The 20,969-nt window shown below is 72.7% G+C and carries 17 protein-coding genes; 9 read left to right on the forward strand and 8 right to left on the reverse strand.

Features of this window, described 5'->3' with window-relative positions:
* Nucleotides 1-117 precede the first annotated feature (117 nt).
* The 5 genes from ABZU25_RS25610 (at nucleotide 118) to ABZU25_RS25630 (ending at nucleotide 6,645) form a co-directional block, all read left to right on the forward strand.
* Nucleotides 118-1,371, forward strand: a complete 1,254-nt coding sequence (locus ABZU25_RS25610) for a cytochrome ubiquinol oxidase subunit I (RefSeq protein ID WP_355031911.1) — start codon at nucleotides 118-120, stop codon at nucleotides 1,369-1,371.
* 18 nt (nucleotides 1,372-1,389) lie between these two features.
* The gene (locus ABZU25_RS25615) at nucleotides 1,390-2,397 is read left to right on the forward strand and encodes a cytochrome d ubiquinol oxidase subunit II (RefSeq protein ID WP_355031912.1); all 1,008 of its coding nucleotides are present in this window, start codon (nucleotides 1,390-1,392) and stop codon (nucleotides 2,395-2,397) included.
* On the forward strand, nucleotides 2,394-4,070 hold the full coding sequence (gene cydD, locus ABZU25_RS25620; protein ID WP_355031913.1) for a thiol reductant ABC exporter subunit CydD: 1,677 nt from the start codon (nucleotides 2,394-2,396) through the stop codon (nucleotides 4,068-4,070). Before ABZU25_RS25615 ends, cydD begins: the two co-directional genes overlap by 4 nt.
* A complete protein-coding gene (gene cydC, locus ABZU25_RS25625) occupies nucleotides 4,067-5,902 on the forward strand; it encodes a thiol reductant ABC exporter subunit CydC (protein WP_355031914.1) in 1,836 nt (611 codons plus the stop codon). The genes cydD and cydC overlap by 4 nt, the downstream gene beginning before the upstream one ends.
* Before the next feature lie 68 nt (nucleotides 5,903-5,970).
* Nucleotides 5,971-6,645 (forward strand): permease prefix domain 1-containing protein, encoded by a 675-nt coding sequence (locus tag ABZU25_RS25630; protein ID WP_355031915.1) that lies wholly within the window; start codon nucleotides 5,971-5,973, stop codon nucleotides 6,643-6,645.
* Nucleotides 6,646-6,785: 140 nt separating this feature from the next.
* Here the strand turns inward: ABZU25_RS25630 and ABZU25_RS25635 are convergent, their stop codons facing one another.
* The gene (locus ABZU25_RS25635; RefSeq protein WP_355031916.1) at nucleotides 6,786-7,127 is read right to left on the reverse strand and encodes a helix-turn-helix transcriptional regulator; all 342 of its coding nucleotides are present in this window, start codon (nucleotides 7,125-7,127) and stop codon (nucleotides 6,786-6,788) included.
* Between the two features lie 160 nt (nucleotides 7,128-7,287).
* Here ABZU25_RS25635 and ABZU25_RS25640 point away from each other — a divergent pair, with 160 nt between their 5' ends.
* Together ABZU25_RS25640 and ABZU25_RS25645 are read left to right on the forward strand one after the other, a co-directional pair.
* Nucleotides 7,288-8,238, forward strand: coding sequence for a DNA primase (locus tag ABZU25_RS25640; protein ID WP_355031917.1), 951 nt, complete (start codon nucleotides 7,288-7,290; stop codon nucleotides 8,236-8,238).
* A 39-nt stretch (nucleotides 8,239-8,277) separates the two neighbouring features.
* Nucleotides 8,278-10,704: a transposase gene (locus ABZU25_RS25645; protein WP_355031943.1), complete on the forward strand. Its 2,427-nt coding sequence runs from the start codon at nucleotides 8,278-8,280 to the stop codon at nucleotides 10,702-10,704.
* A gap of 168 nt (nucleotides 10,705-10,872) precedes the next feature.
* Here the strand turns inward: ABZU25_RS25645 and ABZU25_RS25650 are convergent, their stop codons facing one another.
* From ABZU25_RS25650 to ABZU25_RS25665, 4 genes are all read right to left on the reverse strand, one after another.
* Nucleotides 10,873-11,466, reverse strand: coding sequence for an ATP/GTP-binding protein (locus tag ABZU25_RS25650; protein ID WP_007455465.1), 594 nt, complete (start codon nucleotides 11,464-11,466; stop codon nucleotides 10,873-10,875).
* A gap of 1 nt (nucleotide 11,467) precedes the next feature.
* Nucleotides 11,468-11,842 carry a DUF742 domain-containing protein gene (locus tag ABZU25_RS25655; RefSeq protein ID WP_124820399.1) on the reverse strand — a complete coding sequence of 125 codons (375 nt, stop codon included), beginning with the start codon at nucleotides 11,840-11,842 and terminating at the stop codon, nucleotides 11,468-11,470.
* A 98-nt stretch (nucleotides 11,843-11,940) separates the two neighbouring features.
* Nucleotides 11,941-12,345 (reverse strand): roadblock/LC7 domain-containing protein, encoded by a 405-nt coding sequence (locus ABZU25_RS25660; RefSeq protein WP_030329023.1) that lies wholly within the window; start codon nucleotides 12,343-12,345, stop codon nucleotides 11,941-11,943.
* Nucleotides 12,342-15,863: a nitrate- and nitrite sensing domain-containing protein gene (locus ABZU25_RS25665; protein ID WP_355031918.1), complete on the reverse strand. Its 3,522-nt coding sequence runs from the start codon at nucleotides 15,861-15,863 to the stop codon at nucleotides 12,342-12,344. Before ABZU25_RS25665 ends, ABZU25_RS25660 begins: the two co-directional genes overlap by 4 nt.
* 503 nt (nucleotides 15,864-16,366) lie before the next feature.
* Here ABZU25_RS25665 and ABZU25_RS25670 point away from each other — a divergent pair.
* Nucleotides 16,367-16,660, forward strand: coding sequence for a hypothetical protein (locus tag ABZU25_RS25670; protein ID WP_231924438.1), 294 nt, complete (start codon nucleotides 16,367-16,369; stop codon nucleotides 16,658-16,660).
* 6 nt (nucleotides 16,661-16,666) lie between these two features.
* Here the strand turns inward: ABZU25_RS25670 and ABZU25_RS25675 are convergent, their stop codons facing one another.
* Complete coding sequence (locus ABZU25_RS25675; RefSeq protein WP_355031919.1) at nucleotides 16,667-17,740, reverse strand: adenosine deaminase; 1,074 nt, start codon at nucleotides 17,738-17,740, stop codon at nucleotides 16,667-16,669.
* 149 nt (nucleotides 17,741-17,889) lie between these two features.
* On the opposite strand from ABZU25_RS25675, the gene ABZU25_RS25680 reads away from it, so the two are divergent.
* Entirely contained in the window at nucleotides 17,890-18,894 is a 1,005-nt protein-coding gene (locus tag ABZU25_RS25680; RefSeq protein WP_355031920.1) for a putative RNA methyltransferase, read from the forward strand.
* Nucleotides 18,895-18,896: 2 nt separating this feature from the next.
* On the opposite strand, the gene ABZU25_RS25685 is transcribed toward ABZU25_RS25680, so the two are convergent.
* Both ABZU25_RS25685 and ABZU25_RS25690 read right to left on the reverse strand, forming a co-directional pair.
* On the reverse strand, nucleotides 18,897-19,577 hold the full coding sequence (locus tag ABZU25_RS25685) for a DUF4272 domain-containing protein (RefSeq protein WP_355031921.1): 681 nt from the start codon (nucleotides 19,575-19,577) through the stop codon (nucleotides 18,897-18,899).
* A gap of 111 nt (nucleotides 19,578-19,688) precedes the next feature.
* The gene (locus tag ABZU25_RS25690; protein ID WP_355031944.1) at nucleotides 19,689-20,969 is read right to left on the reverse strand and encodes a thymidine phosphorylase; all 1,281 of its coding nucleotides are present in this window, start codon (nucleotides 20,967-20,969) and stop codon (nucleotides 19,689-19,691) included.

The following is a 20,969-nucleotide window of genomic DNA, read 5'->3' on the forward strand; positions in this document are numbered from 1 at the left end:
CACAACTACTACGCGATGTCGTAGACTTCTCTACGACATCGCGTAGTAGTCAGACGTGTAGAGAAGCTACGTGTAGGGTGGCTACGACAAGCGAGCCAACACTACGGAGAGCCGGCCATGGACACCCTGCTCCTCGCCCGCCTGCAATTCGCCACCACCACCTCGATCCACTTCCTGTTCGTGGTCGTCACGCTCGGGCTGGTCACCCTGCTGGTCGGGATGCAGACCGCCTGGGTGCTCACCGGCAACCCGAAGTGGGAGCGGCTGACCCGTTACTGGGGCCAGCTCTACGTGATCAATTACGTGCTCGGGATCGCCACCGGCATCGTGATGGAGTTCCAGTTCGGGCTGAACTGGAGTGGCCTGTCGCGCTACGTCGGCAACGTCTTCGGCGCGCCGCTGGCGATCGAGACGCTCGTGGCGTTCTTCCTGGAGTCCACGTTCCTCGGAATGTGGATCTTCGGCTGGCACCGGCTCGGCAGGGGTGTCCACCTGGCGCTGCTCTGGGGTGTGGCGATCACCGCGTACGCCTCGGCCTTCTGGATCATGGTGGCGAACTCCTGGTTGCAGAACCCGGTCGGGTACGAGGTCCGCGACGGGATCGCCCACCTCACCGACTTCGGCGCGCTCCTCACCAACCCCACCCTCGGGATGGCGTTCGGACACGTGGTGTCGGCCGCGTTGCTGATCGGCGGGATGCTGATGGCGGCGGTCAGCGCGTGGCACCTGATCCGGCGTACCCCTGACTTCGCGCTTTTCCGCACGTCGCTGCGGATCGGCCTGGTCACCTCGGCGTTGGCGATCAGCCTGGTGCAGGGCTTCGGGTTCGCCCAGTTCGGCCCGGTCGGTAGCGTGCAGCCGACCAAGTTCGGCGGCCAGGGCCCGGAGGCGCAGGCGCTGATCACCGAGTGGACGGCGCGGTTCGGCCCCGGCGACTACACCCCGCCGGTGCTGGCCAGCGTCGGGCTCGGCTTCATGATCCTGACCGGTTTCACCCTCGGCTGCGTCTGGTTGCTGCTGCCCCTGCTCTTCCGCGACTGGATCATTCGGTTGCGCTTCCCGCTCTGGCTGGTCCTGCTGGCCCTGCCGCTGCCGTTCGGCGCGGTGATCCTCGGCTGGATCTCCCGGGAGGTCGGTCGGCAACCCTGGGTGGCGTACGGGCTGCTCCCCACCGAGCAGGCGGTCTCCCCGGTCGGCGCCCCGCTGATGCTGGCCTCGCTTGTCGGGTTCAGCCTGCTGCTGGGTGCCCTCGCCGTCACCAACTGGGTGCTGCTCGCCCGGCACGCGAAACGTGGCGCCGTCGACCCGGCGCTCGGCCGCCCGCCGACGCCACCCGGCGAACCGGCCCGTCCCGAACCCGCGCTCGTCTGAGGATCTGAGGAGAAGACCGTGGACCTCGCCTGGTACGCCCTGCTCGGCCTCTTCTTCGCTGGCTACCTGGTGCTCGCCGGCTACGACTACGGCGTCGGACTGCTGCTCGCGCGGGGCGGAAGCCCGGCCGGGCGGCGGGCCTCGCTCACCGCACTCGGCCCGTTCTTCCTCGGCAACGAGGTCTGGCTGGTGGCAGCCGTGGGTATCCTGTTCGGCGCGTTTCCGATGCTGGAGGGTGAGCTGCTCGCCGGCTGCTATCCGGCCGTCGCCGGCGCCCTGGTCGGCGTCATCCTGGTCACCGCCGGGGTGCAACTGCGCAGCCGGCACGCCGACGAGCGGATCCGCGCCCGCTGGGACCGCGTCGTGACGATCGGCAGCGCCCTCGCCGCACTGGGCTGGGGCGTGGTGCTCGCCGCGCTGCTGCAGGGCGTACCCCGTCAGGCCGACGGGCACGTCGCCGGGGTGTCACACCTCGCGACCCCGTTCGCGGCCGCCGTCGGGCTGGCCATTGTCGCTCTGGTCGCGGTGCACGGGGCGACGTTCCTCACCCTGCGACTGCCGACCGCCGAGGCCGCCGTGGTCGGCCACACGGCCCGCCGGCTGGTGCCGGTGGCACTCACCGCGGTCGCGCTGGCCACCGTCGTGGGACTGCTCTCCGCCCGGGTACGCGACGCGGTCCAGCGGCCGACGGTGGCCGTACTCCTGCCGGTGCTCCTGGTGGTGGCGCTGCTGGCGGCCCGCGCGGCGCTGGCGCGGCGGCGGCCGGGGTGGGCCCTGGTCGCCACCGGCGCGGCCCTGGCGCTGCCGGTGGTGCTGGTCGGCGCCGCCCTCTGGCCCTACGTGCTGGTGTCCACTACCGACCCGGGCGCCTCGCTGACGGTGGCCGACGCCGCCGCCAGCGCGCCGACCCTGCGGCTGCTCGGCTGGGTGGCGCTGCCGCTACTTCCGGCCCTACTAGGCTTCCAGGCGATGTGCTGGTGGGTTTTCCGAGGACGGACCGACGGCAGGGCACCGGTGTACTGGTGAACCGCCGTCCGTTCGACCCACGTCTGCTGCGCCGGGTCCCCGCGGCCCGGCGCGACCTTGCCGTGCTCGCGCTGCTGGGTGTGCTCGCCGCGGGGTTGATCGTGGCGCAGGCCACCGCGCTCGCGGCGGTGCTGGCCACCGCCGTCGACGGTCGGCTCGATCGACAGGCGTTGGCCGGCTTCGTGATCGCGGTCGCCGCCCGCTCCGCGCTGGTCTGGGCGCAGGGCACGGTCTCCGCGCGGGTGGCCGCCACGGTCAAGGCCACGCTGCGCGCCGACCTGCTCGGCGCGGTGGGCCGACACGGGCCCGGCTGGGTGGCCGGGCAGCGGGCCGGTGAGATCGCCACCCTGGCCGGGCGCGGGTTGGACGCACTGGACGCCTACTTCACCGGGTACCTGCCGCAGCTCGTGCTCAGCGTGACGGTGCCGCTGGCAGTGCTGGCCCGGGTCGTCTTCGCCGACTGGAGCTCGGCAGTGATCATCGCGCTGACCCTGCCGCTGATCCCGGTCTTCGGCGCACTGCTCGGGTGGCAGGCGCAGGCCGCCACCGAACGGCAGTGGCGGCGGCTGTCGCTGCTCGGCGGTCACTTCCTGGACATGGTCGCCGGGCTGCCCACGCTGCGCGCCTTCGGGCGGGCCCGCGCACAGACCGACGTGGTGCGCCGGATGGCCGACGGACACCGCGTCGCCACAATGAAGACGCTGCGCATCGCGTTCCTCTCCGCGCTCGTGCTGGAGCTGGTCGCCACCCTCTCGGTGGCCCTGGTCGCGGTGCCGGTCGGCATCCGGCTGCTCGGCGGCGGGCTGGCCCTGCAGACCGCGCTGCTGGTGCTGCTGCTCACCCCCGAGGCGTACCTGCCGCTGCGGTCCGCCGGCAGCCGCTTCCACGCCAGCATGGAGGGGCTCGCCGCGCTGGACGAGGCGCTGACCATCTCGGCCGCGCCCGTCGCACCCCGCGCCGCCGAGGGCGCCACCACCCCGGATGCGCGACGCGAGATCCGGTTCGAGGGGGTGACAGTGGCGTACGAGCGGACCACCGCGCTGCGGGACGTGACAGTGACCATCCGGCCTGGTGAACGGATCGCCATCATCGGGCCCAGCGGCGCCGGCAAGAGCACCCTGCTCGGCCTGCTGCTCGGCTTCGTGACCCCGACCAGTGGCCGGGTCACGGTGGACGGGGTCGACCTCGCCACCGCCGACCCGGACGCCTGGCGGCGGCAGCTCGCCTGGGTGCCGCAGCGGGCCCACCTCTTCGCCGCCTCGCTGGCCGACAACATCCGGCTCGGCGCACCGGACACCCCGCCCGACGTACTGGCCGCGGCGGTGCACGACGCCGCCCTGGACGACGTGGTGGCCGGCCTGCCGGACGGTCTGGACACCCTGCTCGGCGAACGTGGGCACGGACTGTCCAGCGGGCAGCGGCAGCGGGTCGCGCTGGCGCGGGCCTTCCTGCGGGCCGCACCGGTGGTGCTGCTCGACGAACCCACCGCCCGCCTGGACACGGCCGCCGAGGCGGTGGTGCTCGACGCCACCCGCCGCCTGGTCGCCGGCCGGACCGCGCTGCTTGTCGCACACCGACCGGCGCTGCTCGCCGACGCCGACCGGATCCTGCGGGTCGAGGACGGTCGGGTCACCGAACTGACACCCGAACCGAGCGGAAGGGCGCCCCGATGAGCGCGGCACCCGGGCCGGGCCCGGCAGGCGCGACGCCGGTCGCCGACCCGGCACCTCGCGGGCGGGCCACCGCCGACCCCGCACCGCGTGGACGGGCCAGCGCCGAACGGGCCGTGTTGCGACTGGCCCGGCCGTACCTGGGCCGCCTGGTCGGTGCCGGGCTGCTCGCGGCCGCCACCGAGTTCGCCGGGCTGGCCCTGATGGCCACTGCCACCTGGCTGTTGATGAGCGCCGCCGGTCAACCTCCGCTGGACCGGCTCACCGTGGCGATCGTCGCGGTCCGGGCGCTGGCGATCAGTCGGGGCGTGCTGCGCTACAGCGAACGGCTCGCCGGGCACGACGCGGTGCTCCGCATGATCACCGACGTACGGGCCCAGGTCTTCGCCACCCTCGCGGCCCGGCGCAGCGCCGTACACCGCTCGGGAGACGTGCTGAGCCGGCTGGTCTCCGACGTCGAGGCGGTCCAGGACCTGCTGCTGCGGGTGCTGGTTCCGGGCTCGGCGGCGGCCCTGGTCGGTGTGCTGGCGGTCGCCGGCGCCGCGCTGATCTCCCCGCCGGCCGCCGGAGCGCTCGCCGTCGGGCTGCTGGTTGCCGGCGTGGCGCTGCCCGCGCTGGCCACCGCGGTCACCCGCCGCAGCGCGGCCGAGGTGGCCCCGCTACGCGGCGCACTGGCCACCGACGCGATCGACCTCACCCACGGCGCTGCCGACCTGGCCGCGTTCGGGGCGACCGACGGCGCGCTGCACGACGCCGAAGAGCGCGCCCGCCGGCTGGCCCGGCTGGAACGCCGGCTGGCCGCCACCGGGTTCGCCGTGGACGCCGCCGGGGTGCTGACCGCCGGGCTGACCGCCGCGGCGGTGGTGCTGGCCGCGCTGGCCGCCGACGTCCCCGGGGTGCTGGTGGGCGTCCTGGCCGTCGGCGCGCTGGCCGCCGTCGAGGTGACAGTGGCGCTGGTCGCGGCGGCCCGACAGTGGACCCAACTGCGACCCGGCCTGGCCCGGGTGGCCGCCCTGCTCGACGCCAACCCGTCGACTCGCCCGGCCACGGACGGCAGCACGGACCTGACCGGCCCGCCCGAGCTGCGCTTCGACGACGTGACGGTGCGGTACCGGGACGGCGCCGCACCCGCCCTGGACGGCATCAACCTGGACCTGCCGGCCGGGCGGAGGATCGCGGTGGTCGGCCCGAGCGGCGCCGGCAAGAGCACAGTGGCCGCCGTGCTGACCGGCACCGTCCGGCCGGTGTCCGGCCGGGTCACCCTGAACGGTCGAGACCTGTCGGCGTACGCCGAGGAGGCGCTGCCCCGCGCGGTCGGCGGGCTGCTCGCCGAGGCGTACGTCTTCCATGCCACGGTGCGGGAGAACCTGCTGCTCGGGCGGGCCGGGGCCGGCGAGGAGGAGCTGACCGCGGCCACCGCGGCGGCCGGCCTGTTGGAGTGGGCACGCGCCCAGCCGGCAGGCTGGGACACGCTTGTCGGCGAGGAGGGCGGACAGCTCTCCGGCGGCCAGCGGCAGCGGCTGGCGCTCGCTCGGGCCCTGCTCGCCGCGCCATCGGTGCTGGTGCTCGACGAGCCCACCGAAGGGCTGGACCCGACCGCCGCCGACGCGGTGCTCGCGTCCGCCCTCGCCGCCACGCCCGCCGGGCACTCGGTGCTGCTGATCACCCACCGGCTCAGCGGGCTCGCCGAGCTGGACGAGATCGTCGTCCTCGACGGCGGTCGGGTGATCCAGCGCGGTCGGCACACCGAGCTGGTCGCCACCGACGGCTGGTACCGGGACCAGTGGCTGCTCCAGGCTGCCGCCGAACGGGGTTACCTGGCGCTCGCCCCCTGACCGGGTTCGGGGACGGACCAGGGTTCTCCCCGACGTTGGGGCTCCGGAGTCCATGGCAGGGTGGTGGCATGCCGCGCTGTGAGGATGTGTTTGTCGACGAGCACCTGCGGGACCTGGCCGCCCGCTTGCAGGGGCCGGCGCGACTCAAGTCCGAGCTGCTGACCGAGGCCCGGCACGGGCTGCTGGACGCCGTCGAGGCGTACCAGGAGAGCGGTGTGCCGCCCACGGAGGCGCAGCGCCGGGCGGTGGTCGAGTTCGGCTCACCGGCGCAGCTACTCCCCTCCTGGCAGGCCGAGCTGGCGGTGGGCGCGCTGCGGGGCCTCTCCCTGCGGATGCTGGCCGTCGCCGGGGTGGGGGTGGCCGCCGGCGACCTGACCTGGCGTGGGGCGAGCTGGAGCGACGGTCCTCGCCCGCCGGCCGGCTACCTGCTGCTCTCCAACTCGGTCGACTGGATCTGGATGAGCACGCTGCTGCTCGCGGTGGCCGGCCTGCTGGTGGTCGCGGCGAGCGCCCGGTCGACACGACCGGCCCTGGTCGTGGCGCAACGCGCGGTGGGCGCCGGCCTGACCGGCCTGCTGGCTCTCGCCATGCTGACCGGCTGCGCCCTCTTCACCTGGTCCCTCAACCTCTGGGATGCGGCGCTGCGCTGGCCACCGATGATCATCGGCGTGGTGTTGGTGGGCGGCGCGTACTTCTCGCTGACCCGCGCGACGCGCGGCTGGCTGCTGGCCATCACCCGCTGACCCACGCTGCTCTGCCCCGCGCCGGCCACGCCCGCTCTCGCTCGTCTGCCCCGGGCCGCCCGCCCTCGCCCGCGTCCAGCGCCGGGGCGGGGGCGGGGGCGGGCACGGCCCGGCCGGTCGACGCCAGCTGGACGGCAGGGTCAGGCCGGGGTGGCGGGTGGGCTGCCGGGATCGAGGAACCGGCCGACTGTCAGTTGGAACTCGTGCCAACCGGCGCGCTCTCCGGCCAGCGCCCGGCGGCCGGAGTCGGTGAGCTGGTACGTCCGCCGCTCCCGACCGTTGACAGTGCTCCAGGTGCTCGCCACGTGCCCCGCGCGTTCCAGGCGACGGAGCGCCGGATAGATGGTGCCGGTGGGCAGATCCAGGCTGCCATCACTGCGTTCACGCAGCGCCTCGATGATGGCGTAGCCGTGCAGCTCTCCCTGCTCCAGCACGGCGAGCAGCAGAGCGTCGAGATGGCCGTGCAACGACTGGGCCTTCATACGTAGCTACGCTACTTGTCGAGCGGCCGGTTCGCCAGCGCCGGCCACCAGCAGGTCGAACCCGTGCGCCAGCCGGCCACCGGGGTGCGGGCATCGGTCACCCCGGGCCGCCGACTAGGGTATGTGCCCAGAGTCACTCGTCGGACAGAGACCCCGGCGGGTGGGCAACCCGAAGCACACGGAGGTCAGCGTGGCCCGCCAGTCGCCCCAACGGCCCGACGCCGACGAGCCCGAGCTCGACGACACCACAAGCGCGGCCGAGCCAGATGAGGCCGAGGAGACCGACAGCCCGTCGGCTTCGGTCGACCGGTCGCTCTGGGACGAGCTGCGCATCGATCCGGTGGAGATCGCCCTGCCCGCCGGCACCGGCTTCACGCTGCGCGCGTACCGGCCGGCCAGCTCGCTGACCCCGACCGATGTGACCGAACGCGACCAGGACGACCCGTTCCTCGCCCGCCGCCAGGTCGTCGAGGAGGAGGAGGACGACGAGACAGTCGTCATCCTCGACGAGGACCTGGCCGAGGAGTTCGCCGACGGCGACGAGGACGAGTCGACGCGCCGCCGCGCCGCCAAGGACAAGGCCGAGGACGAGGCCGACGAGGATGTCACGGACGAGGCGGACGACGAGGAGGTGCCGGTCTTCCTCAGCAACCAGGGCAGGCTTCTGCTGTTCAAGACCCCCGAGTCGTTGGTCAGTTTCATCCGGTCCGGTGCGCCAAACGATCTGTCCCAACTGGACAGCTGGAATGAATTGGCCGAACGGGTGGAGCCGGCCGATGTCGCTCCGCTCGACGAGGACACCTACGAACTCGACCTGGTCGTGGAGAATCTGCGCGGCGGTCACGACGCCTGGGATTCGACCCTGCTGATCGAGGCCGGCGAGATCGCACGTGACATCTCGTACGCATTGCGGCTGCCTGCGGTCCTGGACATGCTCTCCGCCGGCTCCAGCCTCGACGACCTGGACGAGGCGCTGCGAACCACCGCCAACGGTGGGATCGGCGCTTTCATGGGTCGGCGGCGGCTGAAGAAGATCGGAGCGCAGACCGCGAGTTTGGGTTGGCGCACCATTGTCGGCAAGATCTCTGCGGTGGTGGACTGGCGCGACTGACCCGTACCGGGGAGCATCAGTTGCTGGCAGAGGAAAGACCTGTCCCGGGAGGAGGACGACGCCGTGGCGCTCGTGCGCGTTTACTGCGGTCTGGCCTCGGCGGATCCAGCTGACCGACCGGCCTCCGCCGGTTCGACGCTGACGTCCGCTGTGGTCGACGACGCAGGCCGTCTGCTGCATGTCTGCGAGATCAGCGACGACGCCGCTGGCTACGCCCAGCTCGTCGCGCTGCTCGTGGAGCGGTCGGGCGGGCCGAGCGGTGCTGCCATCGCCGCCGACAGCGACGACCACACGGTCACCTCGCTGCTGAGCGCGGCGGGTCGACCTTTGGCCATCGCCGACGACGACTCGGTGGACGACTTCGCCGAGCGGTTCGCCGATGACGACTCGTTGGAGGAGATGCAGTCGCCTCCGGCCGAACGACGGGCCGTCGGCCTGGCCCGCGCGTTGCAGGCGGGCGCGCTCTCCGCGGTCACCCTGCCGGCACCCCGGGACCTCGCCGGCTACAAGCAGGTGCTCGCCGCACACGCCGCCCTGGCCAGCGGTCGACACTCCGCCGCCGTGGCGCTGCGTGAGGTGCTGCGTGAGCTCTACCCGGCGGCCCTGCGGGCGTACCCGGACCCGGCCGAGCCGGTCTCGCTGGCGGTGCTGGACGCGCTGCCCGAGCCGGGCATGCTCGGCGGCACCGTCGCCCGGGGCCGCGAGGTGTCGGTCGCGGCGGACGCCATCGCCGCGCACCTCGCCGCCGACGGGGTCGCCGACGCTGAGGAGATCAACGAGGCGGTCACCGCACTGCGGGTCGCCATCTCCGAGACGCCGCGCCGCGCCGCGGTCAACCGGGCGCTCACGTCCGCGGTGGCCGAGACGGTCCGCCAGGCCGTCGCCTCCGTACGGGCCTGCGACGCGGGCTGTGAGGCGCTGGTCAGCGCGCTCAGCTCCCGGGTGACCACGCCCGCCCAGGCGCCTGGGCGCCGTGCCGCTGCCCGCCGTGGCGAGTCGGTCGGCGAGTTGACCGGTCTGGCGGGCACCGCCGCCGGTCTGCGGTCGGTCCGACCCACCCCGCCCGCGGTCGACCCCGCACCCGCCCTCGGGCGGCGCAGCCGCCCCGAGCCGATTCCCGGTAACGCGCCGCTGGCGTCACCCCGCCCACTCGGGCCGCCACCGGTCGCCCCGCCGCCGGTCACGCCGCCGCCGGTCGCACCCGCGCCGATGGCCCCGGCAGCGATGGCTGGTCCGCCGGCGTCCCCGCTGCCCGGGCGCACCGAGCAGATCTCCAACCGCATCGACGGTCCAACCAACCGACCCGTCTCGTCTCCGCCTCCCCCGCCGCCCGGAATCACCCCGATCGCACCCGCGCAGCGGGGCCAGGTGCCCCCGGCAGAGGCCGGTGAGCCGTTCCGGCCGACGCTGACCACCGCCGCGATCAACCACGCCCGCGCGGAACGGCAGCGTACGGTCATCCCGCCCCGTCCGAAGACCAACGGCGAGCCCCGGCCGAGCCACCTGCAACGCCCGGTCGACGAACCACCGACGGGCGGGTTCAGCGTCACCGACCTCAGCATTCCGGTGCCGACCCCCCGGCCTGGTCAAGAGTCCGCACCGCCTGGCTCCCGGGCCAACTGGCCCCTGGTCAACAACCCGGAGGACCCGGCCGACAGCTCACCGAACAACCCGGCGGCCTACTCCTACGGCGGCAGCCGCGGCATCGACGCCCCGACCGACCCGGGTCGCGCCGACGGTCGGGTCACCCCGCCCTGGTTGGCGGACGACCTGCCGCAGGAGCCCCCCATGCTGCGGCTGGTGGAGCCACCGCCACTCGCTGACCGGGCGCTGCGTGAGGGGCTCAACCCGCCGTCGGACCCGCACCTGGAGACGCCGCCGCTGCGGCTGGTCGACCGGGAGCAGGCTGCTCGAAACGGCCGGGCAGCCGCACGCACCGCCGAGCACCGGCCGCCACCCCCGGTGGAGCACCGGCCGCCACCGTTGGAGCGCCGACCGCCCCCGGTCGAGCACCGGCCGCCACCGGTCGCCGACGAGGGCGACGGCGACCTGCTGATCTTCGCGCAGGCCAAGTCGGCCTGGTTCGTGGGGCAGGCCGAGGAGACCGACCTGGACTGGTCGACCACGGCCGACACCGGCTGGCAGGCCGCCGAGCAGGCAGCCCGCCCCGCCGTGGGCGCCGAGACCAACGCCGGGCTGCCCAAGCGCGTGCCGCAGGCCAATCTGGTCCCTGGTTCCCCGCTGCGCGAGGAGCGCCCATTGCGGATAGTGCGTGATGCGGCGAGCCTCGCGGAGAACACCACCGGCTACTTCCGCGGTTGGCGTCGCGGGCAGGAGATCGGCGGTTTCGCGGTAGGTGGTCGGCCCGGTCGCGAGGCAGCCGGTGGCTGGGACTTCAGCCGCGACCACGGCGACCGCGACGACGACCGGGAGTACGAGTACCGCTCCGCCGGTTACCAGTCCTGACCGGTCACCTCTCCGGCATTCACGATCGCGCCCCCAGTCAGTGACTGGGGGCGCGATCGTGTCAGCGGGGGTGGGTTGGCGCGGGGCGCCCGCCGGCACAAGCAGCGCGACGGGCAGGGCGAAACGCCCGGTGGCGGCCGGAGCCACCACCGGGCCTGCGGTGCCCGATCAGGCCGGGGCCACCGCGCGCGTACGGCGCATGGTGAGCACGTACTCGACGAGCGAGATCAGCACGTGCTTCGTCGACTCCCGGTTACGGGCGTCGCACGCCACCACCGGCACGTCGCTCGAGATCGCCAAGGCGTCCCGAACGTCCTGCGGGTCGTGGTACTGCATCCCGTCGAAGCAGTTGATCGCCACCAGGTACGGGAGGCGTCGGTGCTCGAAGAAGTCGATCGCCGCGAAGCAGTCGGCCAGCCGGCGGGTGTCCACCAGCACGACCGCACCGATGGCGCCCCGAACCAGTTCGTCCCACATGAACCAGAACCGGGTCTGACCCGGCGTACCGAACAGGTACAGAATCAGGTCACGGTCGATCGAGATCCGGCCGAAGTCCATAGCCACCGTGGTCGTCGTCTTACCCGGCACCTGCCGGGTGTCGTCGACGCCCACGCCGGCGGAGGTCATGATGGCCTCGGTGGTCAGCGGCGTGATCTCCGAGACCGAGCCGACCAGCGTCGTCTTGCCGACGCCGAATCCACCGGCGATAACGATCTTCGCCGACGTCACGCGCCCACTCGGGTTCGGCGGGCGGTGCGACATGTCAGAGCCTGCGAAGTCCACTCAGCACCCTCTCCAGCAGTTCAGTGCCCACCGCGTCGTCGGAGTCGTCCAAAATGGTCGGCTCGTGGACCGCGACCAGGCCGTCCGTCGCCATGTCGGCGATGAGCACCCGGGCCACACCGAGCGGGAGCTGCATCCGCGCCGCGATCTCTGCGAGCGATTGCACGCGTCCGTCACACAGCGCGGCGATGTACTGGTGTTCGCGGCCACCACCGTTGCCATTGGCAGCGGTGCGGCCGCGCACCGTCGTCTCGACGAGCGCCTCCAGCGCGATGTCGAGCCGGGGACGGGTACGACCACGGGTCACGGCGTATGGACGGACCAACGCTCCGGTCGGTTCGTCACGATCGGCCATCTCGCCGCTCACCTCCTTCGTACCCGCTACCGGCTCCCACCGGTGGAACCCGTCGTTGTTGTCGTTGCAGTCGTGCCGACCTCACGATCGGCGCGGCGTCAGCCCAGCATGCCCGCAGCCGCACGCGGCTGCGGGGTCAGCGCGTCGCCCACCCTGTCGACCAGCAGCGCCATCTCGTAGCCGACCTGGCCCACGTCGGAGCTGCGGGCGGCCAGCACGGCGAAGGACGAACCGTCCGAGATAGACATCAGGAACAGGAAGCCATTGTCCATCTCCACGACGGTCTGCAACACCGCCCCTCCCTCGAAGCAGCGGGCTGCACCCTGGGTCAGGCTGACCAGACCCGATGAGATCGCGGCAAGCTGATCCGCCCGGTCGCGCGGCAGATCCCGTGACGACGCGAGGAGTAGGCCGTCCGCCGAGACGGCGACCGCATGCGCGACGCCGGGCACCCGGTCGGCGAAGTTGGCCAGCAGCCAACCAAGATCCTGCGTAGTTGTCATCCTTCTTGCTCCTTCTGCCCGCTCCCGGCCACCGGGCCTGAGCCAGACTGCGAGGATTGCCCTCCCGGAGTCGCCTCCGGGCTGGTCGGGTTGTCCGAGGTGCTACGCCCTCGCTGCACGCCCCGGTGGTAGGCGGAGAGCAGGCCACGGACCGCCTCCGGGGAACGGCGCTGGACCGAGGTGGCGGGCTTCTCCACCGCACCCGGCACGAGCTGCGCCATCGGCTTGCGCTTCGGCAGGCCGGTAGTGGTGGTCTCGCTCACCGGTGCGGCACCAGCCGCCGCCGAGGCGGCACGCCAGCCATCGTCAGCCGCGGTCTGCCAGCCGTTGCTCTGCGGTTGGGGCCGGCGGTTCGGCAGGCTCTCGGCGAGGCCGGGGCGGGTGCCCTCGTTCGCTGTGGAGCCGTTGTCCCGCGGCGCTCCTCCGGCCGTCGGAGTGTCTGCCATCGGTGCGTTACCTGTCGTCCCGGGTGGTGTCTTGTGGACTGTCCGACCGGTGGCCTCGACCGTGGCGAACTGCTGGGTCGCGGTGTCGCCGTTCGTGCTCGGCGGGGCGCCAGCCGCGGACTCCTCCGAGCCCGGACGGCGGGTACGGAACCAGGCCGACTCCAGCTCCCGGAAGATCGGCAGCTCCATCGTCTCGTCCGCGTACCGCTGCCGGTTCTGCGCCTGCGGTTGCTGTGGCGCCGGCCGAGTCTGCGGTGCCGGTGCTGGCGCCGGAGGCTGGGCCGCGGCGGCCGGCTGCTCGCCGGGTCGCGGCACGCGCGGCAGCTCCGTCGTCATGTCCAGAGCGGCGGCGAGCCGCTCCGGCACCGGCGGGGTCGCCGCGTCCCGGTCGCCACCCGGCACCGGCGGCCAGGCCGGCGGCGCGGGGGCGCTGGGCACCTGCGCGGGTGGCGCGGATCGGGGCGCGAACCCGCTGAACGACTGGCTGGAGGCCGGTGGCACCGAGTACGGCTGACCCGAGTACGGCTGACCGGAGGCCGGGGCGGCGGACACCGGCGGACCGCCGTACGGCGCACCCGAGTAGGGCTGCCCGGAGTACGGCTGGCCCGAGGCCGGCGAGGCGGAGACCGGCGCGCCGGAGTAGGGCTGCGCGGAGACCGGCGGCGCCGAGTACGGGTGCGTCTCGGGGCTGCTCGGCAACTGCCGAGGAATGGACGGCTGCTGACCGGTGGTCGGGGTGTCGTCCCCGGAGCGGCGCTGCGGCAGCGGATCGATCGGCTGGCCGTTGGGCGGCCGGGGGGTGAACCCGTCGCCGCCGTTGACGCCGTTCGTTCCGGCCGCACCGGTCAGATCCGACCAGGCCGGCATCGAACCGTACGCACCCGCGTTGGCGGGGGCGCCGGCACCGTTGCGCGAGGCGGGGTCGAACGGACGACCGCCGAGGGTGACCTGGTTGCCGGACTCGCTGGAGCGCGGGTGGTTGCCCAGCGCGGGCAGCGCCCCGAAGACCGGCGCGGGCCCACCGTGCTGGGGGCCGCCGGCCGCGGGCAGGGCCGGGGGCTGCTGCACCCGGCCGGAGAGCGCCCGGGGCACCAGCACCGAGGTGGGCAGGGTCACGTCGGCGACAGTGCCGCGGTCGGAGCCGGGGCGCAGTTCGACCCGGACACCGTGCCGGGACGCCAGCCGGGCGACCACGACGAGGCCCATCATCCGGGACACCGCCACGTCCACCTGCGGCGGCGTCGCGAGCCGCTCGTTGAGGTCGTGCAACTGCTCGGCGCTGATGCCGATGCCGCGGTCCTCGACGTAGAGCGAGGAGCGGTCGCCGACCCGGCGGGCCTCGACCATCACCTGCGAGTCGGGCGGCGAGAACGCGGTGGCGTTGTCGAACAGCTCGGCGACGAGGTGCACCAGGTCGTTGACCGCGTGCGCGGCGACCTCGATGTCGCGGTCGATGACACCGAACTCGATACGGGTGTAGTGCTCGACCTCGGACTGCGCGGCGCGCAGCACGTCGATGAGCGCGGCCGGCTCCCGCTGGACGCGGGTGGAGTCGGCGCCGGCGAGCACCAGCAGGTTTTCGTCGTTGCGGCGCATCCGGGTGGCCAGGTGGTCGAGCTGGAACAGCTCGGCCAACCGGTCCGGGTCCTCTTCGCCGCGCTCCAGCCGGTCGAGGTGCCCGATGAGGCGGTCGACCAGGATCTGTGAACGGCGGGCCAGGTTGACGAACATGGTCGCGACGGAGGCACGCAGCGCGGCCTGCTCGGCGGCGGTCCGGACGGCTTCCAGGTGGACGGCGTTGAACGCCTCGGTCACCTGACCGAACTCGTCCTTGCTGCGGACCGGCAACGGCTCGGCGATCTGGTTGGCCAGCTGCACCGGGGAGAGTTGCCCGACGACCTGCGGGTCGCGCAGCCGGGCCACCGCCTGGGGTAGGCCGTACTGGGCGACGGAGAGGGCGCCCTGACGCAGCTCACGGAGCGAGCGGGCCATGGAGCGAGCGACCAGGTACGCGAAGAGGATGGCCAGCAGCAGCATGCTGAGCAGCAGGCCGGTCTCCAGGAACACCTGACGCTGGACGTCGGAGCGGAGGTTGTCGGCCTCGGCGACCACTTCGCTGTCGAGCTTCCTCTCGACGGTGCGGATCAGCCGGGCGTTGGCCGTCATCGCGGCTTCCCACTGGTCCGGCTTGAACGGCGCACCGCGCATGTCGCCGGTGGTGTTGCCGTCGATCCAGCCGGTGTAGTTCTGCGCCTCCCGACGGTCGCCGCCCGCGACCGTCTGGTCGTGGAACTTCGCGTCGTCCGGGGTGGCGACGGCCTTGAAGCTCTGCAGCGCCTGCTGCTGGCCGGTGCCGCTGGCGATGTAGTCGGTGCGCAGCGCGGGGGTCAGCCGCTGGCCACCCTTCACGCCCAGCGCGCGGTGGACCACGACCCGCCGGGCGGCAAGGAACTCCTTCTCCCGGGCGACCGCCGCGGCGGCGCGCATCCGGTCGCTCAGGTCGTTGTCGCCGGCGAGCTGCGTGGCCGAGTCACGGATGGCGAGCAGGTCGCTGATCAGACCCTCGTACGCCTGGACGGTCTCGGTGAGCGCGAGCTTGCCGTTGAACACCTGGCTGCGGACGCCGGACAGGTCCTGCAGGTTCTGGTCGATGCCGTCGAGCAGCGTCTCAAGGCTGCCCGGCAGGTCCTCGAGCTCGGCCCGCTGCTGCCGGTAGGGGCCCGCTTCCTGGTCCACCCGGGAGTTCACCCGGTTGTAGGCCTCCTGGTACTGCGCCGTCGGCTGCGTCCCGTCCGCGCCCAGCAGCAGCACGGCGGCGGTCCGCTCGTCCTGCAGGCTGTCGATCAGGTCACCTGAATAGCTCGACAGGTTCGCCAGGTCGCCGGCTCGGTTGGCATTGTTGAGCGTCTCCACGTGGTCGACGAGACCACTGGTGCCCACCACGACCGTGGCGATGGTCGGCACGATCATGATGAGACCGAGCTTGGACCAGATCGGCATGTCCCGGAGCCGGCTGGCCGGCCGGCGCAGCCGCGACAGGAAGGAGCCCGCCGTCTTTGGCCGTTTGCTCACGTCACCGCCCTCGCGATTACAGCTTGAACGCGTTGCCTCCGGGCAACGCCCAGCGACCGACCCGGCGGGTCGGACCCCCGAGATTCCATCACGCCGGTCGACAAGAAGAAAGCCCAGGTTGGTACCTACCGAAGGTGTGATGAGATGTTGATGCGATTTGATAGCAGTCCGTCTGGCCGGAGTAACTGAAGGTAATGAAACATCCGCACCGCGTTGTCCTGCTCGCCGGCCCTTCGGGGTCCGGAAAGTCGTACATAGCGCAGCAAACCGGCTTACCGGTGCTCTGCTTGGACGACTTCTACAAAGACGGCGATGACCCTACGTTGCCGCGCCGAAACGACCAGGTGGATTGGGAATCGCCGCAGTCCTGGGATGCTCCAAGTGCGGTGGAAATCATTGCTCGACTAGCTCGCGAGGGTCGAGCCGATGTGCCGGTTTATGCGATCGGCGCAGATCGACGGGTGGCCACCCGGTCATTTGATCTCGCCGGATCGCCACTTTTCGTGGCCGAAGGGATCTTCGCCGCCGAAATCGTCGAGGAGTGCCGCCGCCGAGGGCTGCTCGCCGGGGCGTACGCGCTGCGCCGACCGCGCGGTGCGACCTTCCTGCGCCGGCTGGCCCGCGACCTGTCCGAGCAGCGCAAGGCACCCCGGGTGCTGGTCCGGCGCGGCGTGGCGCTGCTGCGGGCCGAGCCCGCGGTGCTGCGTCGGCAGACCGGGTTGGGCGCGGAGGCGGCCCGCGCCCGGGAGGTGCTGCGTCGGGTGGCCGGCCTGCTCGCTGGCCACCCGCACGGCTGAGCGGGATCAGGCCAGCAGCTTGGCGTACGCCGGCTTGATCACCTCATCGATGATCCGCAGCCGCTCGTCGAACGGGATGAAGGCGCTCTTCATCGCGTTGATGGTGAACCACTGCAACTCCTTCCAGCCGTAGCCGAACGTCTCCACCAGCAGCGACATCTCCCGCGACATCGAGGTGCCGCTCATCAGCCGGTTGTCGGTGTTGACGGTGGCCCGGAACCGCAGGTCCCGCAGCAGGCCGATCGGGTGGTCGGCGATCGAGGCCACCGCGCCGGTCTGCACGTTCGACGAGGGGCACAGCTCCAGTGGGATCCGCTTGTCCCGCACGTACGCGGCCAGCCGGCCCAGCGAGCCGTCCGAGGCGATGTCGTCGACGATCCGGACCCCGTGCCCGAGCCGGTCCGCCCCGCACCACTGGATCGCCTGCCAGATCGACGGCAGACCGAACGCCTCGCCGGCATGGATGGTGAAGTGGAAGTTCTCCCGTTGCAGGTACTCGAAGGCGTCCAGGTGCCGGGTGGGCGGGAAGCCCGCCTCGGCGCCGGCGATGTCGAAGCCGACCACCCCGGCGTCCCGGTGCCGCACGGCCAGCTCAGCGATCTCCTGCGAGCGGGCGGCGTGGCGCATCGCGGTGAGCAGTGTGCCCACCCGGATGGTCAGGCCCGCCTCGACGGCCTGGGCGGTGCCCTCGGCGAACCCGGCCAGCACCGCCTCGACGACCTCGTCCAGGCTCAGATCCTGCTCCAGGTGCTGCTCCGGGGCGAAGCGCACCTCGGCGTAGACCACCCCGTCGGCGGCCAGGTCCAGTGCGCACTCGCGGGCCACCCGACGCAGCGCGGACGGGGTCTGCATGACCGCCACGGTGTGCGCGAACGTCTCGAGGTAACGCTCCAGGGAGCCGGAGTTGGCCGCGTCCGCGAACCAGCGTCCGAGCGCCTCGGGATCGGTGGTGGGCAGTTCGTGGCCCACCTCCGCGGCCAGGTCGACGATCGTCGCCGGCCGCAGCCCGCCGTCGAGGTGGTCGTGCAGCAGCGCCTTCGGAACCTTGACAATGTCCTCGTACCGGATAGTTGCGACCATGCTCAGACCCTAGTCAGCGACGGACCTGATCGGGTGTGGGAGGTCGCCCCAGGTCCCGGCTTCGGCCCGGATCGGCCCGAACTAGGCTGAACGGCATGGAAGCACCGCGGTGAGGGAACGCCCGCGACACCGCTCGGCGGTGGCCTGACGTGGACCCCCGCATCCTCGACCGGCTGCGCTGCCCGGTCTGCGGCGAACCCCTGGAGCCGGCCACCGACACGAGCGCGCTGCGCTGCCCACTGCGGCACAGCTTCGACATCGCGCGCCAGGGCTACGTCAACCTGCTCACCGGTCGGGCACCGCACGTCGGCGACACCGCCGACATGGTCGCGGCCCGCGCGGATTTCCAGGCCGCCGGGCACTACGACCTCATCTCGGCCGCCCTCGCCGCTGCCGCGACGGAGGCCGTCGACCGGCTCCGTGCGTCGGCCGCGACGCCCACGGGACCTACCCCGTCGACCCTTTGCTCTGCTCCCACCGAGGCGACGGTTTCCGGCCAGGGGTGTCGCATAGAGGTAAGCAGAGCAAAGGACACAACGACAGGGGTACGGGTCGAACCTCCGGAGCCCGACGTCGGGGCGTACCCCCTGGTGGTGGATGCCGGCGCCGGCACGGGCCGATACCTCGGCGCGGTGCTGGCGGCGCTGCCGGACGCCGTGGGTCTGGCCCTGGACGTGTCCAAGCCGGCGCTGCGCCGCGCGGCCCGCGCGCACCCCCGGGCCGCCGCGGCGCTCGCCGACACCTGGCAGCGGCTGCCGCTCGCGGACGCCTCGACCGCCGTGCTGCTTAACGTCTTCGCCCCGCGTAACGGCCCGGAGTTCCACCGGGTGCTCGACCCGGCTGGCACCCTGTTGGTGGTCACCCCCGACACCGACCACCTCACCGAGCTGGTGGACGCCCTGGGCCTGCTGCGGGTGGACCCGGACAAGGCCGATCGGGTGACCGGCAGCCTGGGCGGGCACTTCGCCCCGGTCAGCTCGGCGGCGCACCGGGCGGAGCTGGCCCTGACCCGGCCGGAGGTCGCCACAGTGGTGGGGATGGGCCCGAACGCGTGGCACACCGACCCCGAAGCGCTCACCGCCCGGTTGGCCGCGCTGCCCGAGCCGGTCCGGGTGACAGTGGCGGTCCGGGTGGACGCGTACCGACCTCGCTGAGCTCAGGTGGAGAGGTCGACCTCTTCCCAGCCGGGCGGCTCGTCGTGGTACGGCCCGCGCAGGATCACCGCCCACTCCAGCGCCCAGCGGCGCTGCCCGATCGCGTTCGCGTCGATCAGGCCCGGCGCCCGCCGACCGGCACGCTCGGTCTCCAGGTACGCCCAGTCCAGGCAGTAGTGCAGGTCGAGCAGGGCGGCCGCGTCGGCCGGGTGCTGCGGCGCCGTGAGGATCCGGGACCGCCAGTGCGGGAAGGTCTCACCCTCGGCGATGTGCGGCAACTGCTCGACCAGCCGCTCGTCGACGGCCAGCGTCGGGTCGAGCTGCTTGCTCAGCCCGAGCACCCAGGCCAGCGCGAAGAGCGCGTCGTGGTGCAACACGAACGAGCGGTGGTCGCCCTTGCCGCCCATCACGAACTGCCACTCCGGCGGCGTGACCATCTCGACCAGGTGCGAGCCGAGCAGCCAACTCATCGCCGCCTCCGGGGGCATCCCGAAGCAGCGCGCCAGGATCAGGTGCAGCACGGCGATCCGCGCCTCGATCTCCACTGTGGGACGCAGGTCGATTTCGTCACCCGGCTCCCACACCAGCGGGAACTGGGCCGGCGGCAGCGGCAGACCAAGCCGGGACAGCTCGTCCAGGCTCGCCTCGCGCACCTCACGTGGGTCGGGGGCAGCAACGGTCACGGCGGGTCTTCCTGTCTGCTCGCGCCGGCTCAAGGCCGGTTGTCCCCCCTTGGCCTGCGACAATAGCGCTCCCAGGTGACCGGCACCATGGCACCCCGACCCCCGGTCCGGTCAGCCGATGCGCTCGATGACCAGCGGCGTCGCCGCCGCGGCGGTCGACGCGATCCGCACCGCGCCGGCGGCCTCGGCCAGCGCCGCCGGAATCCGCGTCGGGTCCTCGGCGCGCAGCTCGTAGAGGGGGTCACCGGCCCGTACCGGGTCACCCGGCCGCTTGTGCAACACCACACCGGCCGGCACGCTGACCGGGTCCTCCTTCCGGGCCCGACCCGCGCCGAGACGCCACGCCGCAACACCCATGGCGTACGCGTCGACGGCCGCGACGTGCCCGTCCCGCTCGGCGCGGACCACCTCGACCTCGTTCGCGGTTGGCATCGGCGCGTCCGGGTCGCCGCCCTGCGCCCGGATCATCGCCCGCCAGGAGTCCATCGCCCGACCGTCCCGCAACGCCGCCGCCGGGTCGGCGTCCGGCAGGCCGGCCGCGTCGAGCATCTCCCGGGCCAGGGCCAGCGTCAGCTCCACCACGTCGGCCGGTCCGCCACCGGCCAGCACCTCGACCGACTCGGTCACCTCCACCGCGTTGCCGATCGCCAGGCCGAGCGGGGTGGACATGTCGGTGAGCAGGGCGACCGTCCGAACGCCGTGCGCGCCACCCAACTCGACCATGGTGCGGGCCAACTCGCGGGCCTGGTCGACGGACTTCATGAAGGCACCCGAGCCGACCTTGACGTCGAGGACCAGCGCGCCGGTGCCCTCGGCGATCTTCTTGCTCATGATCGAGCTGGCGATCAGCGGGATCGCCTCCACGGTGCCGGTCACGTCGCGCAGCGCGTACAGCTTGCGGTCGGCGGGGGCGAGCCCGGCACCGGCCGCGCAGATCACCGCGCCGACCTCGTCCAGTTGGGCGATGAACTCGTCGTTGCTCACCGTGGCCCGCCAGCCCGGAATGGACTCCAACTTGTCCAGTGTGCCGCCGGTGTGCCCGAGACCACGGCCGCTCAGCTGCGGCACGGCCGCGCCGCACGCCGCCACAAGTGGGGTGAGCGGCAGCGTGATCTTGTCGCCGACGCCGCCGGTGGAGTGCTTGTCGACAGTCGGTCGGCGTACCGCCGCGAGGTCCAGCCGCTCACCGCTGGCGATCATCGCGGCGGTCCACCGGGCGATCTCCGGCCCGGTCATGCCGTTGAGCAGGATCGCCATCGCCAGCGCCGACATCTGCTCATCGGCGACAACACCCCGGGTGTACGCATCGACCACCCAGTCGATCTGCGCGTCCGACAGCACACCCCCGTCCCGCTTCACCCGAATAACGTCAACAGCAGCAAAACTCATCAG

It is taken from the genome of Micromonospora sp. NPDC005215 (assembly GCF_040607915.1).
Lineage (GTDB): Bacteria > Actinomycetota > Actinomycetes > Mycobacteriales > Micromonosporaceae > Micromonospora.

Bases quoted from the DNA above. Each gene is read 5' to 3' on its own strand.
- ABZU25_RS25610 (WP_355031911.1), top strand. From the start codon at position 118: ATGGACACCCTGCTCCTCGCCCGCCTGCAATTCGCCACCACCACCTCG.
- cydC (WP_355031914.1), top strand. From the start codon at position 4,067: ATGAGCGCGGCACCCGGGCCGGGCCCGGCAGGCGCGACGCCGGTCGCC.
- ABZU25_RS25630 (WP_355031915.1), top strand. From the start codon at position 5,971: ATGCCGCGCTGTGAGGATGTGTTTGTCGACGAGCACCTGCGGGACCTG.
- ABZU25_RS25635 (WP_355031916.1), bottom strand. From the start codon at position 7,127: ATGAAGGCCCAGTCGTTGCACGGCCATCTCGACGCTCTGCTGCTCGCC.
- ABZU25_RS25650 (WP_007455465.1), bottom strand. From the start codon at position 11,466: ATGTCGCACCGCCCGCCGAACCCGAGTGGGCGCGTGACGTCGGCGAAG.
- ABZU25_RS25655 (WP_124820399.1), bottom strand. From the start codon at position 11,842: ATGGCCGATCGTGACGAACCGACCGGAGCGTTGGTCCGTCCATACGCC.
- ABZU25_RS25660 (WP_030329023.1), bottom strand. From the start codon at position 12,345: ATGACAACTACGCAGGATCTTGGTTGGCTGCTGGCCAACTTCGCCGAC.
- ABZU25_RS25675 (WP_355031919.1), bottom strand. From the start codon at position 17,740: ATGGTCGCAACTATCCGGTACGAGGACATTGTCAAGGTTCCGAAGGCG.